Annotated in this window: 18 protein-coding genes, 1 tRNA gene and 1 pseudogene; 3 read left to right on the top strand and 17 right to left on the bottom strand. The window is 34.1% G+C overall.

All coding sequences use genetic code 11. The annotated features are described in order from the left end of the window. Positions 1-102: 102 nt before the first annotated feature. A complete protein-coding gene (gene nusA, locus EL158_RS03635) occupies positions 103-1179 on the top strand; it encodes a transcription termination factor NusA (RefSeq protein ID WP_027303963.1) in 1077 nt (358 codons plus the stop codon). A 19-nt stretch (positions 1180-1198) separates the two neighbouring features. On the opposite strand, the gene EL158_RS03630 is transcribed toward nusA, so the two are convergent. From EL158_RS03630 to EL158_RS03620, 3 genes are read right to left on the bottom strand one after another with little or no spacing between them, the layout of a single operon-like run. Next, complete coding sequence (locus tag EL158_RS03630; RefSeq protein WP_027303962.1) at positions 1199-1504, bottom strand: hypothetical protein; 306 nt, start codon at positions 1502-1504, stop codon at positions 1199-1201. A gap of 48 nt (positions 1505-1552) precedes the next feature. Continuing rightward, positions 1553-2572: a 4-hydroxythreonine-4-phosphate dehydrogenase gene (gene pdxA / locus EL158_RS03625; RefSeq protein WP_027303961.1), complete on the bottom strand. Its 1020-nt coding sequence runs from the start codon at positions 2570-2572 to the stop codon at positions 1553-1555. Then, positions 2556-3332: a pyridoxine 5'-phosphate synthase gene (locus EL158_RS03620; protein ID WP_027303960.1), complete on the bottom strand. Its 777-nt coding sequence runs from the start codon at positions 3330-3332 to the stop codon at positions 2556-2558. The genes pdxA and EL158_RS03620 overlap by 17 nt, the downstream gene beginning before the upstream one ends. Before the next feature lie 337 nt (positions 3333-3669). Here EL158_RS03620 and ppa point away from each other — a divergent pair, with 337 nt between their 5' ends. Further along, on the top strand, positions 3670-4191 hold the full coding sequence (ppa, locus tag EL158_RS03615) for an inorganic diphosphatase (RefSeq protein WP_004277168.1): 522 nt from the start codon (positions 3670-3672) through the stop codon (positions 4189-4191). A 110-nt stretch (positions 4192-4301) separates the two neighbouring features. On the opposite strand, the gene EL158_RS03610 is transcribed toward ppa, so the two are convergent. Further along, a tRNA-Leu gene (locus EL158_RS03610) sits at positions 4302-4387 on the bottom strand. A gap of 30 nt (positions 4388-4417) precedes the next feature. Continuing rightward, a complete protein-coding gene (locus EL158_RS03605) occupies positions 4418-4753 on the bottom strand; it encodes a F0F1 ATP synthase subunit C (protein WP_004277167.1) in 336 nt (111 codons plus the stop codon). A gap of 136 nt (positions 4754-4889) precedes the next feature. Between EL158_RS03605 and EL158_RS03600 the strand changes: the two are divergent. Beyond that, a pseudogene (locus tag EL158_RS03600) lies at positions 4890-5608 on the top strand (penicillin-binding transpeptidase domain-containing protein). Here EL158_RS03600 and traT read toward each other — a convergent pair. The 12 genes from traT to hypB form a co-directional block, all read right to left on the bottom strand. Further along, positions 5605-6375 (bottom strand): complement resistance protein TraT, encoded by a 771-nt coding sequence (gene traT, locus EL158_RS03595; RefSeq protein WP_027303958.1) that lies wholly within the window; start codon positions 6373-6375, stop codon positions 5605-5607. The pseudogene EL158_RS03600 and the gene traT sit on opposite strands and share 4 nt — an antisense overlap. Before the next feature lie 38 nt (positions 6376-6413). Further along, complete coding sequence (locus EL158_RS03590) at positions 6414-7298, bottom strand: ABC transporter ATP-binding protein (RefSeq protein ID WP_027303957.1); 885 nt, start codon at positions 7296-7298, stop codon at positions 6414-6416. A 2-nt stretch (positions 7299-7300) separates the two neighbouring features. Continuing rightward, positions 7301-7978, bottom strand: coding sequence for a molybdate ABC transporter permease subunit (gene modB, locus EL158_RS03585; protein WP_027303956.1), 678 nt, complete (start codon positions 7976-7978; stop codon positions 7301-7303). Next, positions 7971-8363 (bottom strand): transporter, encoded by a 393-nt coding sequence (locus EL158_RS03580; protein ID WP_027303955.1) that lies wholly within the window; start codon positions 8361-8363, stop codon positions 7971-7973. The genes modB and EL158_RS03580 overlap by 8 nt, the downstream gene beginning before the upstream one ends. Next, positions 8360-9109 carry a molybdate ABC transporter substrate-binding protein gene (gene modA, locus EL158_RS03575; RefSeq protein ID WP_027303954.1) on the bottom strand — a complete coding sequence of 250 codons (750 nt, stop codon included), beginning with the start codon at positions 9107-9109 and terminating at the stop codon, positions 8360-8362. The genes EL158_RS03580 and modA overlap by 4 nt, the downstream gene beginning before the upstream one ends. A 39-nt stretch (positions 9110-9148) precedes the next feature. Further along, on the bottom strand, positions 9149-9829 hold the full coding sequence (locus tag EL158_RS03570; protein WP_027303953.1) for a methyltransferase domain-containing protein: 681 nt from the start codon (positions 9827-9829) through the stop codon (positions 9149-9151). Then, complete coding sequence (locus EL158_RS03565) at positions 9826-10425, bottom strand: pimeloyl-ACP methyl esterase BioG family protein (RefSeq protein WP_027303952.1); 600 nt, start codon at positions 10423-10425, stop codon at positions 9826-9828. The genes EL158_RS03570 and EL158_RS03565 overlap by 4 nt, the downstream gene beginning before the upstream one ends. After that, entirely contained in the window at positions 10422-11546 is a 1125-nt protein-coding gene (locus tag EL158_RS03560; RefSeq protein WP_027303951.1) for an aminotransferase class I/II-fold pyridoxal phosphate-dependent enzyme, read from the bottom strand. The genes EL158_RS03565 and EL158_RS03560 overlap by 4 nt, the downstream gene beginning before the upstream one ends. 71 nt (positions 11547-11617) lie before the next feature. Further along, the gene (locus EL158_RS03555; protein WP_027303950.1) at positions 11618-12022 is read right to left on the bottom strand and encodes a group III truncated hemoglobin; all 405 of its coding nucleotides are present in this window, start codon (positions 12020-12022) and stop codon (positions 11618-11620) included. A 12-nt stretch (positions 12023-12034) separates the two neighbouring features. Continuing rightward, entirely contained in the window at positions 12035-13123 is a 1089-nt protein-coding gene (gene hypD / locus EL158_RS03550; protein ID WP_126361503.1) for a hydrogenase formation protein HypD, read from the bottom strand. Beyond that, on the bottom strand, positions 13107-13388 hold the full coding sequence (locus tag EL158_RS03545) for a HypC/HybG/HupF family hydrogenase formation chaperone (protein ID WP_004275042.1): 282 nt from the start codon (positions 13386-13388) through the stop codon (positions 13107-13109). Before EL158_RS03545 ends, hypD begins: the two co-directional genes overlap by 17 nt. After that, positions 13388-14134: a hydrogenase nickel incorporation protein HypB gene (gene hypB / locus EL158_RS03540; RefSeq protein WP_027303948.1), complete on the bottom strand. Its 747-nt coding sequence runs from the start codon at positions 14132-14134 to the stop codon at positions 13388-13390. Before hypB ends, EL158_RS03545 begins: the two co-directional genes overlap by 1 nt. Positions 14135-14205: the final 71 nt, after the last annotated feature.

The raw sequence follows: 14205 nt of genomic DNA, 5'->3' as shown, positions 1-14205 counted from the left end.
CTTATTTTAAATCGCCAATTCTAGCAAATTTTACTTTTAATTAAACTTATTAAATTATAATTTTACTCTACTTTTTAAAAAAATTCCCAAAAAAGGTATTAAATGGAAAAAATAGCAGACATCATAGAGTCCATAGCTAATGAAAAAAATTTAGAACTTGAAAGCGTGAAAGATAAGGTCATTACGGCACTTATAAACACGGCAAAAAAAATTTATGGCGAAGAATATGAATTTTTTGTCGATAAAAAAACGCTTAGCTTGTATCAAAAAATACTAATCGTAGCAGATGATGATGAAAGGCTTGATGAAAATAAAGAAAGTTTTATAGCCATTTCTAAAGCCAAAAAAGAGGCAAAAGATGTAGAAATAGGCGATGAATTAACTTATGAATGTTCCTTAGAAAATTTAGGTCGCACAGCTGTTAATACCCTACATAAAGAATTAGAATATCATATCCAAAAGCTTTTAGAGCAAACTATTTTTGACAAATATAAAAACAAAGTCGGTCAAATAGTTTTTGGTAGCGTTGTGCGTGTCGATAGCGAGGAAAATACCTTCATAGAAATCGATGAGTTAAGAGCTTTTTTACCGCGTAAAAATCGTATTAAGGGTGAAAAATTTAAGGTCGGCGATGTAGTTAAGGCTGTGATACGCCGTGTTTATACGGATAAGGGCATTAAAATGGAGCTTTCAAGGACTAGTCCCAAATTTTTAGAATGCTTACTTGAAGCCGAAGTGCCTGAGATTAAAGACGGACTTGTAAGCGTAGTAAAATGCGCTAGAATTCCGGGCGAAAGAGCGAAAATCATACTGCAAGCAAATAGCTCAAATATCGACCCAGTTGGTGCTACCGTGGGCGTTAAGGGTGTAAGAATTAATGCTGTGAGTAAAGAAATTCATAACGAAAACATAGACTGCATAGAATACTCAAGCGAAAATGAAATCTTAATTGCTCGTGCCTTAGCTCCAGCCATTATTAATTCCGTTAAAATCGAAGATAAAACAGCCATAGTCAGTCTTAATAGCGAACAAAAAAGTAAAGCCATAGGAAAAAATGGCATTAATATACGCCTTACTTCTATGCTAAGTGGTTTTGAGATTGAGCTTAAAGAACTTGGAGCTAAAACAATAAGCAATGAAGAAGCGATGAAGAATTTACAAGATCTCTTTAAAATCTAAACCCGCAAATAAAGCGGGATTAGCGATTAGCCGTGTTGGCGTCTATCATGCTAAAAAGATTGTTTAGCATAGTTTCTTCGTTTTTCTTATGCTGACTTTCTCTTAATTTCTGCCAAGCATAAAGGCTAAAGTCATTTTGCAAAGCACTAAGGTCTAAGTCCTCATTAACAAGGCTTTTATCTTTTTTTGAAGTAGTTTTTTGCTCTTGCTTTTGCTCCTCTTTAATCTCATTTAAAGTCGCTTGAAATTCTTCAGCGGACCTTTCCTTTTCTTTAATCTTTGCATTAAAAAAAGAGCCATTATTTTGCACTTTATCGACTAACATTTTTCCTCCTTGTATTTTACAAAAATACAAGCAAAAATTGTTCCAAATTTATATCTTCTTTCTTTTCTTTGCCAAATTGAGAGCTATTTTAACGGCTTCTTTATAGCTTTTCGTGCTAATTTTTGCATTTTGATACGCTTTATCAAAAGCTGTTCCATGATCAACACTAGTGCGGATAATAGGCAAATTTAAACTCACATTAACACTTTTTTCAAAATATAAAGCCTTAAGCGGAGCAAGAGCTAGGTCGTGATACATCGCCACCAAACGCGAACATTTTTTAAGAGAATTTGGCGTAAAAGCACTATCTGCGACTAGAATTTGAGGCAAATAAATTTCTTTTTGAATATGCAAATTTGCACATCTAATCGCCTCTTCTATAATGCTCTCCTCCTCACCCCCTATCGTGCCAAAGTCTCCAGCGTGAGGGTTAAAACCCAAAACACCAATTTTTTTAAATCCACTTTCTTGATAGAAGTCGATTAAAAATTGCGTTAAAGGCTCAAGTTTAATTTGACTTGAAACATCTCTTAAGGCGATATGCTCACTAAAAAGCCCTACAAAAAGCTTTTTGCAACCTAACATCATTATGGCATTTTTCCCATAAAAACTTCTTAATGCGTCCGTGTGTCCCCTAAATGAAATTCCAGCCAAATTCCAAGCTTTTTTATGGATAGGTAGGGTAATGAGAGCGGTGGCGTGTTTTTGATGAGTAAAGGCACAAGCTGCCTCAAAACTCAAAAAACTATATGTTCCACTTTGCGCATCAATCTCACCAGCTTTAATAGTAAAATTTGCATTAAGCTCTAAAGAAAGCGGAGTTTGAAAGGAAAAAATTTTTACATTTTTATTCTCTTTTATTTTTTCAAATTTGCTTATTTTCGCGTGGCTAAATTCGACTAAATTTAGGGCAATTTCTTTCTTTTTTAAAAGATTTAAGCCCTGCTTTAAAAGACTTTCGTGTAAAAAATAATAAGGCGTACAAATTTGACTAAGCTTTTTATGGCTCTTAAGCGCAAGCTCCAAGCTTATGCCATTTAAATCGCCTATGCTAATAGCCACTTTCATTTAATAAAGTCCTCATCTCAATTAAAGCCCTTTCAAGCCCGATAAAAACAGCTCTTGCAACTATGCTTTGACCGATATTAAGCTCACAAATTTCTTTTATGAAAAGAAGCTCTTTTGTATTTTTATAATTAAGTCCGTGTCCAGCGGCGATTTTAAGTCCCAAATTTGCTCCCTTCTTAGCACAAAGCTCAAGTCTTGCCAACTCCTCTTTAAGACCTAATTCTAACGCTTTTTTATCCATATCTAGCACCTTATAAGGCGTTTTAGAAATATTGCTAAAAAGTGCATTGTATAAATTTGCAAAATGTCCCGTATGAAGCTCGATAAAATCAGCCTCAAACTCTTTTGACATCTCCACATCTTTTAAATTTGGATTAATAAAAAGCGAAACTTCTATATTTGCCTTATGTAAAAGCTCTATATTTGTTTTTAGCTTGTCATTTGCTAAATTTAAACCGCCCTCAGTCGTTAGTTCTTCTCTTTTTTCCGGCACTATGGTAACGCGATTTGGCTTGTATTTTAGGGCAATTTTTATCATTTCTTCATCATTTGAGCATTCTAAATTGATAGGAATTTTACAAAATCGAGTCAAATTTTCAAGGTCAAATTCTTGCGTATGACGGCGATCTTCTCTTATATGAAGAGTGATTTGATCGCAAAAATTAGCACTTAAGAAAACCGCTTCTAAAACATCAGGGTCATTAACCCTTCTAGCCTCTCTTAAAACAGCAATGTGGTCAATATTAAAACCTAATAACATCATCAAATCCTTTTATAAATTTTGTAAAAAAGCGTAAAATTCTTTTTTTCGCAAACGCTAAAAATTGTATGTTAAAACAGCTCTTTTGTCAAGCCAAATTAAACTTCTTTAAAATAGATCATTGCCAAAGAGACCTTTTTCCGCTATAATTGAGGGTTATTTCAAAAAGTATCTAATGAAAAAGCAACTTAATGCAGTGGCAAAGTAGCGTTTGCAAAAACAAATGATAAATTTATCCTAAGTTTAATGGCACTTTTAGAAATTCTGTCTAAGCATTTTATAAAGAAAGTGCTGCTAAATAGCGATTTGTAAAAACTATATCAAATAAGGAGAAAAAATGGATTTAAGCAAAATCAAGGTGGGAGAGATCCCAAATAAAATTAATGCCGTAATAGAAATTCCTTACGGCTCAAGCGTCAAATACGAACTTGACAAAGATAGCGGAGCGATTTTTGTAGATAGAGTAATGGCTAGTGCGATGTTTTATCCTGCAAATTACGGCTTTATCGCCAATACTTTAGCTGATGATGGTGATCCTGTGGATATTTTGGTTTTAAATGAATATCCTATTCAAGCGGGTGCTGTGATTCCTTGTCGTTTAATAGGCGTTTTGATAATGGAAGATGAAAGCGGTATGGACGAAAAGCTTTTAGCCGTGCCAGCAGATAAAATCGACGCAAGATATACAGACATAAAAAGCTACACAGATCTACCGCAAGCCACTTTAAATAAAATTAAAAATTTCTTTGAAACTTACAAAATTTTAGAGCCTAATAAATGGGTTAAAGTGCAAGATTTTAAAGATATTAATGCTGCAATAGAAATTTTAGAAAAAGCCGTTAAAAACTACAAGGCTTAATGATGATAAGAGAGATTATTAATCTCTCTTTTTGCTATTTTATATAAACTACTTCACAACTGCAAAATGGATTTTAATGAAATTTTAAAATCAAACTAAATTTGAATATATGGTGCGGTTAGCGAGATTTGAACTCGCACACGCGAAGCGCACCACCCCCTCAAGATGGCGTGTCTACCAATTCCACCATAACCGCAAAACTCCCCCTTAGGAGGAGTAACCCTACTTAAGAAAAAGGGATAAAAGGATTTGCATAAAGAGCTATCAAAGCGATAACTAGAGCATAAATTACCTGAGCTTCTATCATCGCTAAGGCAATAAACATCGTCGTCATTAATTTTGGTCCAAGACCCGGATTTCTAGCTGTTCCAGCTATGGTTGCTGCTGCTGTATGTCCCATACCTATCGCTCCACCAAGTGCAGCCACACCAAGACCCAAGCCAGCCGCTAAAACAGAAAATGCTTTAATCCACACATTTATAGCTTCTTGCTCAACAGGAGCATTTGTTTGTGCAAAAGCAACCGCTGCAAAAGCAAACAATAAAAAAATAGCTTTTTTCATTGAAAAACCTTTCTATGAAATTTTCATTTGAGTTAGTTCGGCTTGCGTATCCCTACTTAAAACCCAAATTTGAGCCGATATTCTAACATTTTAACTTTAAATTTATATTATAATAATACAAAAAGAAAGGATAAAAATGAAAAATTTTTTGACATTTTTCATTATTTTTACATTTTTTACAAATTTAAAAGCAGATATTTTGCCTAATTTTTTTAAAGATTATGAAACAAAACGAGTTTTTGTTCTTTATGATGACAAAAGCTTTCTTACAAACGATAAAAAAAGAGCGGAAAAACGCTTTTCTCCAGCTTCAACTTTTAAAATTTTAACGCTCTTTTTGCGTTAAGTTTAGGCATAATACAAGATGAAAAAGAGATTTTTTATTTTTATAACAATGAAAAAGTTTTTTTGCCAAGCTGGAAAAATGACAAGAATTTAAGCTCCGCTCTCAAGTTTCAGCTTTTAAATTTCTAGCTCGAAAAATCGGCAAAGAAAATATGCAAAAAATTTCTCAAATTGATAGCTTTTAGCTGGATAATTCTTTAAAAATTAATGCCAAAGAACAAGCCATTTTGCTTTATAAACTCGCCACCACTTCTTTGCCCTATTCTTAAAAAGTTAAAAAATTCTTAAAAATTTACTCTTTTAAAAGAAATAAATGGGATTAAAATTTATGCCAAAACAGGCTTTAATGATGAGACGCAAATCGCTAGTATTGTGTGTTTTTATGAGTTAAACCAACAAGCCTTTTCTTTTGGGCTTAATTTAGATATTAAGAATTATAAAAGCTTGGCAAAAAGAGATAAAATTTTAGAAAAATATCTAAAATTTCTTATAAAAACGGGCAGGGTTTAAAATAATCCTGCGATTTGAGCAGTGATTTTATCTTCTAAAATTTCACTCGCTTCCTCAAGCTTAAGTCCAGTTTTTACAGCCTCTGCAAGGATAATTGTGCTTCTTTCCACATAATCGCTTTCATAGCTTTGTTGTGTGCTACTTGTCAAATTCGCATTAAGCTGTCCTACTTTTTCATTTCTTACATTACCGCCAAAGCTATTTAAAAAGCCACTCGCCTTTTTGTCTCTTACACTTGCTTGAGAATTGATATTTACATTTTGATTTAAGACTTTATTTTGAATTTTTTGCTTGATATTAACATCGACTTGCATTTGATAAATCGTATCCTCGCTCACCTTAGCCAAAAGCCCACCCAAAAGAGCGCCAGCCGCACCAGCTGCAATAGCCCCACCTGCCGAAGAGCTATTATAAGCACTAATGCCAGCACCCACAGCTCCACCTGCTAAAGCTCCACCTGCGGTATTATTTTCTTGCTTTTTATCACAATAAAGCACATTTGTGCTTAAAATATAGGTGCTATTTTCTAAATCATCGCTAATTTGATAGCCTTTAGCCTCTAAACTGCTTTTAAGTTTATGCTCTAAATGAATTTGACAAGAACTAGTATTTTTAATATTTAAAAAAACCACCCTTTTTTCCTTAACCACAGGATCTAAAAATATGCTTTGACTCATCGTGCTATTTGTTTGCAAACTTGTTGTCAAACACCCGCTTAATAAACTCATCGCCAAAACACTAGTAAAAATCATTTTAAACCGCATCATTTACTCCCTAAATTTTAATTAAGTATAGCGTAATTTATCTAATCGCTCAACTTGCCTATAATAAGAGGATTAAAGGCTTTTATGGAAAGCATTAAGGTTTCTCCTATTTTAATTTCGCTATATTCTTTTATAAATTCTTCTTCGCTAAGGGTGATTTTAACTATATCTTGTCCTAGCAAAAGGGTTAAAACGACTAAAATATCGCTTTGATTGATTTCAAGCAAAATGGCATTTAAACGCAATTTAGCACTTAAATTATGATGGGTAAAAAATTGCTTAGTTGGTAAATCTTTGATGATTTTACCGCCACTTAGCTGCAAAACTCTAGCACTTAGCCTATAAATTTCAGCCAAATCGTGGCTTACAAGCAAGGCTGTCGTTTTAAAATGTTTTAAAATTTTAAGCAATTCTTCTTGCAAATGTGAACGCATTTTAAAATCCAAAGCACTTAAAGGCTCATCTAAAAGCAAAATTTTAGGCTCTTTAGCCAAGGCTCTAGCAAGGGCGACTCTTTGCGCTTGTCCGCCACTTAATTCTTTAGGGCGTGAGTTGGCTAGCTCTTTGAGACCTATAAGTTCTAAAAGCTCGTCAATTTTTTTTTGATTTTGAGTAGCATAGGCTAAATTTTCTCTCACGCTCATATTAGGAAAAAGAGCATAGTCTTGAAATACAAAGCCTAAGGAGCGTTTTTGTGGGCTGAGATTAATCCCCTTTTTAAGATCAAGCCAAATTTCATCTCCTACCCTTATAAAGCCTTTTTGTGGAGTGATTAAACCTGCAAGTATCCTTAAAAGCGTTGTTTTGCCTGCTCCACTTTCTCCAAAAATGGCACTAATTTCGCCTTGATTTAGCATAATGTCAAGATCAAGATTAATAGGTCCCTCAATACCTTTTATCGTGTGTTTTAGACAAAATTCTAGCATATTTAGCCTTGATAGGTGAATTTTTTATTAACCATATAAAGGGCAAAAAGTAGGATAAAACTTACCGCAAAAAGTGCGAAAGCGTATTGATGCGCTAGAGTATAATTAAGTGCTTCAAGCTCATCATAAATAGCTATACTAGCGACTAAAGTTTCGCCTTTTTTGTGTCCTCCTATCATCATCACAACACCAAATTCACCCATAGTATGTGCAAAAGCCATAGTAAGCCCTGTAAAAATGCCAATCTTAGAATTTGGAATAATAACTTTAAAAAGAGTTATCCATCTTCCTTTTCCTAACGTATAGGAAGCTTCAATCAAATTTTTGTTTAAGGCAGCAAAAGCACTTTGGATAGGATGCACCATAAAAGGTAGAGAAAAAATCATCGAAGCAAAAACAAGCCCCTCAAAAGTAAAAACTAAAGAAAGATTAAATTGCTCCTTTAAAAAGTATCCAAGTGTGCTATTTGGCGAAAAGCTCATAAGCAGATAAAAGCCCAAAACGCTAGGCGGTAAAACTAAGGGCATAGAGACTATGATTTGCAAAAAGCTTTTAAAAGCGAAATTTGTAAAAACAAAACAATAAGCCAAAAACACACCGACAAAAAAGAGTAAAAAAGTCGTGATGAAAGAAAGCTTAAAACTAAGCCATAAGGTTTGTAAAAATTCCGCCTCAAACACTTGCTTTCCTTAGGGTGATATCATTTGCCTTAATAAAACAAAGCCTTTTTTCTCCTAGCTTTAAGTCAAGCTTTTCGCCCTTTTTAGCATCGATAATAGAGCCTAATTCAAAATGCTTAAATTTGAAAAAAATATGCCATAAAATACGCCCCTTTTTAATCCTACAAATTCGAGCCTCAAAGCAGTTTTCCACACTCAAATTTGCCCCTAAATTTGCAAAGCAAAGTTCGTGTTCTTTAAAGATTAGCTCAAGTTCGCCATTAAAATCAAAAGAAGAAAAATCCAGCATCAAAACGCTAAATTCCACTCCCAAAACATCGACCTTTACGCTTAAAACATCACCCTCATTTTGCAAGGAGCTAAAATAACCTTTTAAAATATTCAAGGTGTGTCAAATCCATATTTTTTAAAAATAGCTTTTGCCTCATTACTTATGATAAAGTCCGCAAATTCCAAGGCTAACTTCTTATCTTTAGCGTATTTTGTAAGGACAAAAGACTGCTCTAACGGCGTGTAGAATTTAGGATTGATTAAAACCGCTTTTCCTTTAGGTAAATTCACACTAGAAACGAGAGAATAAGCCACTATCCCAAGCTCCGCCGCACCACTATCTATGTAAAGCACAGGTTGAGAGATATTATCGCCTAGCACGATTTTATTTTTAAATTGTTTTTCTAATTGAAGATTTTTTAAAATTTCACTAGCCGCCACTCCGTAAGGTGCAACCTTTGGATTTGCTATGCTTAAATGCTTGATTTTATCCGCTTTTTCGCCTAGTTTTTCCACCCCGCCCTTAAGCAAAGCTTCATCTAAACTATAAAGTGCCACAACACCTAAAGCATAGATTTTAGGCTCACTAAGGGCATTACCATCCTTTGCGATTTGTGCGGCATATTTTGCATCGGCTGAGAAAAATAAATCAAACTCCCTACCCTCTTTTAAAAGCTGATAATGCTTCCCTGAAGCTCCGAAAATAAGCTCTATCTCATCATTTGGGTGATTTTGCATAAAAATTTCTCTAAGCTCACTCATCGCCTTTGAAGCTGAAGAGGCAACAAAAATGCTAATTTTCTCCGCTTGTAAATTTAATGCAAACACCAAAAATACTAAAACAAGAACGATTTTTTTCATATTTTTCCTTAAGTTTTGACACATTATAGCAAATAAAGCTTATGAGATTTTCCTACACAAAATATAAATACTATGATAAGTTAAGCTATTGTTAAAATTTTCTTGCATTTTTAAAAGCGTTTTTTTTCCCAAATAAAAACGCCCCAAAGAATTAACTCCGCTAAGTTTTAAGTGTCTAAAAGCCTCTAAAGCACTTTCAAATTTTAGCTGGTTTAATTCTTCTTTTAGCTCTAAAATTTCAAAATTCTTAAGTAAATTTCTATGCTCTTTAAGACTTTTATAAGGTAATGAAAGTCCCGTTAAACTCTTAATTTCCTTTAAATTTTCTTCTCCAAAACTTGAAAGCAAAAGAATGCCGTCTTTTTTAAGCAGGGTGTGTAAATTTGTAAAAATATCATTTTTAAGCCATTGCAAAGTGGCATTTGAGGCGATAAGATCAAATTTTTGACCTTCAAAAAAAGCTTTTGGGATACAATTCATATCAAAAATTTCAACCTCAAATTCGCTTTTATAATCTAAAATATCATTTCTCGCATAGTCTTTAAAAATAATATTTTCTTGCAATTTCTGACTAAATTCACCCGTCCCACAACCAAACTCAAACACCCTCTCAAATTCTTTCAAACGATGAATTTTTAATAGCTCACATAAGCTTTTCCCCATCATATCTTGCACCTTAGCGGCAAATTTATAACTATCTTTGGCTTTTAAAAAATTCAAATTTGCTCCCACTTATCAAAAGCAAAAAAAGCAAAATGTGGCTCTTTTAAGCAAATTAAATTCTCATAAGTGTTTTTTAACGCTAGGTTAGGAAAGATGAAGTCCCCCTCGCTCATATAAGCCCTATCCCAAGTAAAATTCTTGACAAAGTCCTTTTTACAAAACTCATACAAAGCTAAAAGCTCCTCCTTTAAGTCCCTTTCAGCTCTAAATTCAAATTTTGCCCTTTTGTAAAGCAAAGCCTTTTTAAAGTCCTCAAGCTTGAAATTTTGTGCTGTGCGTAAAAAAATGCTAGGGGGAATTCCTCTTATTTTATCTACGCCATAATTTGTGCCATTAAGGGCAATTTTAGCTTTAAAATGAAAATTTTTAAGCACTTTTGAAGCGACACAAACCCCCATAGAAAAGGCTATAAGCGTGATATTTTCAAAGGAATTAAGATCAAATTTGAATTCAAAATCCCTATAATCATAAACCATAAGCACATTTTTTTGTGAATTTAAATGTAGAAAATGCGATGGCTGACTAGCAAAACCCGCGAAAAAAAGTATCAGCTCTTTAGAATTCGCATTTTGATGTAAAAACTCAATCTTCATAAAAGCTCCGCTATTTTATCCAATTCGCTTTCACTCAAATTTGCATGCAAAGAAAAGCGAATTCTAGCACTATTTTTAGGAACCGTGGGCGTTTTAATCGCAGGAGCAAAAATGCCATTTTCCTCAAGCCTTAAAGCAACTTCAAGGGCTTTTTGATTCTCTTTTAAAATAAGAGAGATGATATAATAATCCCCCAAAAATTCAAGCTCCTTAGCTCTTAAAATTTTCTTAAAATGCTCACTTAAAGTTTTTAATTTTATCCTTTGCTTTTCAAAAGAAGCGATTTTTTCAAAGATAAAAAGGCTAAAGGCGACATTAATGGGTGGCAGTGCGGTAGAATAAATCAAAGCCCTAGCTTTATTGATAAAAAAATCTTTAAAGTGCTTACTTGTTATCATACAAGCCCCCATTGAGGCAAGGGCTTTTCCAAAAGTAAAGATTAAAAAATCAACTTCTAATTCTAATTCTTTTACAAGTCCCAAACCTCCACCAAAACACCCTACACTATGTGCCTCGTCAATGTAAAGCAAAACATTTTTATATTTTTTTTTAAGCCCAACTAATTCTTGTAATTTAACTAAATCCCCATCCATACTAAAAAGTGCTTCGCTTAAAATGATAATATTTTCATATTTTGCGTGATTTTTCTCTAGCAAGATTTGCAAATGCTCCATATCATTATGCCTAAAACGCAAAAAATTTGCCCCCCTAAGCCCATCAATCATACTAGCGTGAATAAGTCTATCCGCCAAAAAAAGGGTATGAGGCACACTAGCAAGGGCTGCGATGCAAGAGCTATTAAGCTGGTAGCCGCTATTAAAAAGCAAAACTTCTTTTTGAATTTTATGTTTAAGCGTATTTTCTAATCTTTCATAAATTTCGTAATTTCCACTTAAACTCCTTGAACTTGAACTTGAAAAATACAAATCCTCCTCTCGCACAACCTCCAAAAACTCCCTCTTTAAAACGGAATTTGTCGCCAAGCCCAGATAGTCATTTCCAGCCAAGTTAAGCAATTTTTTGCCCCGCTTAAAAACGAAATTTCCCTCGTGTTTAAGTGGGGTAAGCGTGCGTAAATTCGCTTCATTTTCCAAAGTTTGCAAAATTTTTTCTACTTGCATTTAAAGCCTTTTAAATAAGAGCTAAGGAAGATAAACTTCAAATCTCATATCTTTATAAATTTAATATCATCTTAATGTGCAATTTCACTCTCATACAGCACATATTGAAATCTTTGTGCTATCATTTCAGCTCTTTGAAAAATCAGTCTTTGATGCTCTGGCTCTTTATAAACGCATTCTAAACTTTCTTTAAAAAGTTTAAGCCACACAGCAAAAAGCTCTCTAGGAAAAGGTGCTAAATCAATATGCGTTCGCATAGGATTTCCTTTAAAATTTCCACTTCCTAGCAATAAACCCTCCCAAAAATTTGCGATTTTTTCCTTATGATTACTCCAGCTTGTATCATCTGTGCCGATTTTAGCATTAAAAATCTCCCCAAGTCCGTTTTTATCAACTCTTACTTTCGCATAAAAAATATCCATAAGACTGCGAATAGAATTAGCATCAATGCTTTCAAATTTCTCTTTAAATTTCATTTTATCTCCTTTTTAATGACAGATAGCATATTTATAATACGCCGCACAAGCACCTTCACCCGAAACCATACAACTGCCTATGGGATTTTTCGGTGTGCAAACCTTGCCAAAAACTTTGCACTCATAAGGCTTTGCCAAGCCTCTTAAAATTTGACCACAAATACAAGCTTTATTTTCACTCTTACTTTTAACCTCGCAATCATAAAGCTTACTTGCATCATATCTTGCAAATTCTTCTCTAAGCTCTAAGCCTCCATTTTTTATAAGTCCTAAACCTCTAAATTCAAAATCGCAAGGCTTGAAATATTTTTGAACCAAATTTTGTGCCTTGACATTACCCAAGCGACTCACAACCCTTGAGTATTGATTATAAATTTCGGCTTTTTGGGCGTTTTTTTGTAAGATGATATTTAGCACACTTTCCATAATATCCACAGGCTCAAAACCGCTCACAGCTATGGGCGTGTGAAAATTTTTAACCAAAGGCTCATAAATTTGATAACCCGTAATCACACTCACATGAGAAGGTCCCAAAAAAGCGTCAATTTTGACATTTTCATCGCTCATTATCGCTTGTATCGGAGCTGGGACGGTGATATGGTTTGAAAAAATAGAAATATTTTTTAAGCCTTGTTCTATGACCTTTTCTAAAAGCAAAGCACTCATCGGCGTAGTTGTTTCAAAACCTATAGCGAAAAAAATGATTTTTTTATTTTGATTTTCTTTTGCAATTTGCAAAACTTCAAGCGGAGTATAAAGCGCTCTTACATCAGCACCCTTAGCGCGTAAATCAAGCAAAGATTCTTCGCTCCCAGGGATTCTTAATAAATCTCCTAAGGTGCAAAAAATCACATTTTTTTGATTAGCAAGTTTTAAGGCTATATCAATACGCTGACGTGGCATTACACACACAGGACAACCCGGTCCGTGTATGAAATTTACTTCCTTAGGAAGTAAATCGCATAGAGCATATTTCATAATACTATGTGTATGTCCTCCGCAAATTTCCATTATATTTATAGACTCTTTAATATTTTTTCTAATTAAAGCATTAAGTGCTAAAAGGGTATTTTTGTCTCTAAATTCATCGATGAAATTCATTAAGCCCCATATCCCCTTCGTCCGTTTTTATCTCTCCGCTTTGCATTTTATCTACTATTTCTTGGTAGGTTTTAATGCTTAAAAGTGCGGCTTCTTGGTCGATTTTCTCCATAGCTACTCCCACATGGATTAAGACAAAATCACCCTCTTTCAAAGGCTCGCTAATCAAATCTAAATTCACTTTTCTTTTGACGCCTAAAGTATCGACTAAGGCATTGTTTAATTCATCGATTTCTAAAATTTTGGAAGGGATAGAAAGGCACATTAAAAAAGCTCCTTTTTAAGTCTTAAATAACGATACCAAAGCTCTAAATTTGTCCCCGTTTTAGAATCAAGGACTAAAATATCGACTTTGGGATTAAGCTTTTTGCACTCTTTACTTGCTTCTTCGATGTTAAAATCAAAATGATGTGCCAAATCTGCTTTTGAAATGATGACTAAATCCGCTTTTTTAAACATCACGGGATATTTTTGCGGCTTATCACTCCCTTCTGTAACGCTCAAAAGCACGACATTTAAATGCTGTCCTAAGTCATAACTCGCAGGACAAACCAAATTTCCTACATTTTCTATAAAAAGTAAATCGCATTCCCTTAAGCTTAAATGATGTAAGGCTTCATGCACCATAAAAGCATCTAAATGGCAACTTTGCCCTGTGGTGATTTGAAATGCTTCAGCCCCCGCTTCTCTTACGCGTTTAGCGTCATTTTCACTTTCTAAATCGCCCTCAATAACGCTTATTTTCATTTCATTTTTTAAAGCTTTTAAAGTATTTTCTAAAAGCGTAGTTTTCCCACTTCCTGGAGAACTCATTAAATTAATACAAAGCACTCCAGCCTCATTAAAATGTTCCCTATTATGCTCTGCTTCGTGGTCGTTTTTGCTTAGAATTTTGCTTAAAACTTCTAGGGTTTTTTCCTCTTTGAGCTCGGGATTTTCATAATTTTGATAATGATGATGTGAGTGGGTGTGAGTGGGTGGAGCTACAGAACAGCCGCAGTCTTTACACATATTTTCTCCTTAGCCTCTTGTATTTTCTTAAAATTCTAAACGATTTTAATTAATCGCCAACCAATATTTTA

Origin of the sequence: Campylobacter upsaliensis (genome assembly GCF_900637395.1) — a bacterium.
GTDB classification, from domain to species: Bacteria; Campylobacterota; Campylobacteria; order Campylobacterales; family Campylobacteraceae; genus Campylobacter_D; species Campylobacter_D upsaliensis.
This window is presented reverse-complemented; position numbering and strand designations above follow the sequence as displayed.

Excerpts from the sequence above, each read along its gene's own strand:
- nusA (WP_027303963.1), top strand. The coding sequence starts at position 103 with ATGGAAAAAATAGCAGACATCATAGAGTCCATAGCTAATGAAAAAAAT.
- EL158_RS03630 (WP_027303962.1), bottom strand. The coding sequence starts at position 1,504 with ATGTTAGTCGATAAAGTGCAAAATAATGGCTCTTTTTTTAATGCAAAG.
- pdxA (WP_027303961.1), bottom strand. The coding sequence starts at position 2,572 with ATGAAAGTGGCTATTAGCATAGGCGATTTAAATGGCATAAGCTTGGAG.
- EL158_RS03620 (WP_027303960.1), bottom strand. The coding sequence starts at position 3,332 with ATGTTATTAGGTTTTAATATTGACCACATTGCTGTTTTAAGAGAGGCT.
- ppa (WP_004277168.1), top strand. The coding sequence starts at position 3,670 with ATGGATTTAAGCAAAATCAAGGTGGGAGAGATCCCAAATAAAATTAAT.
- EL158_RS03605 (WP_004277167.1), bottom strand. The coding sequence starts at position 4,753 with ATGAAAAAAGCTATTTTTTTATTGTTTGCTTTTGCAGCGGTTGCTTTT.
- traT (WP_027303958.1), bottom strand. The coding sequence starts at position 6,375 with ATGATGCGGTTTAAAATGATTTTTACTAGTGTTTTGGCGATGAGTTTA.
- EL158_RS03590 (WP_027303957.1), bottom strand. The coding sequence starts at position 7,298 with ATGCTAGAATTTTGTCTAAAACACACGATAAAAGGTATTGAGGGACCT.
- modA (WP_027303954.1), bottom strand. The coding sequence starts at position 9,109 with ATGAAAAAAATCGTTCTTGTTTTAGTATTTTTGGTGTTTGCATTAAAT.
- EL158_RS03565 (WP_027303952.1), bottom strand. The coding sequence starts at position 10,425 with ATGAAGATTGAGTTTTTACATCAAAATGCGAATTCTAAAGAGCTGATA.
- EL158_RS03560 (WP_027303951.1), bottom strand. The coding sequence starts at position 11,546 with ATGCAAGTAGAAAAAATTTTGCAAACTTTGGAAAATGAAGCGAATTTA.
- EL158_RS03555 (WP_027303950.1), bottom strand. The coding sequence starts at position 12,022 with ATGAAATTTAAAGAGAAATTTGAAAGCATTGATGCTAATTCTATTCGC.
- hypD (WP_126361503.1), bottom strand. The coding sequence starts at position 13,123 with ATGAATTTCATCGATGAATTTAGAGACAAAAATACCCTTTTAGCACTT.
- EL158_RS03545 (WP_004275042.1), bottom strand. The coding sequence starts at position 13,388 with ATGTGCCTTTCTATCCCTTCCAAAATTTTAGAAATCGATGAATTAAAC.
- hypB (WP_027303948.1), bottom strand. The coding sequence starts at position 14,134 with ATGTGTAAAGACTGCGGCTGTTCTGTAGCTCCACCCACTCACACCCAC.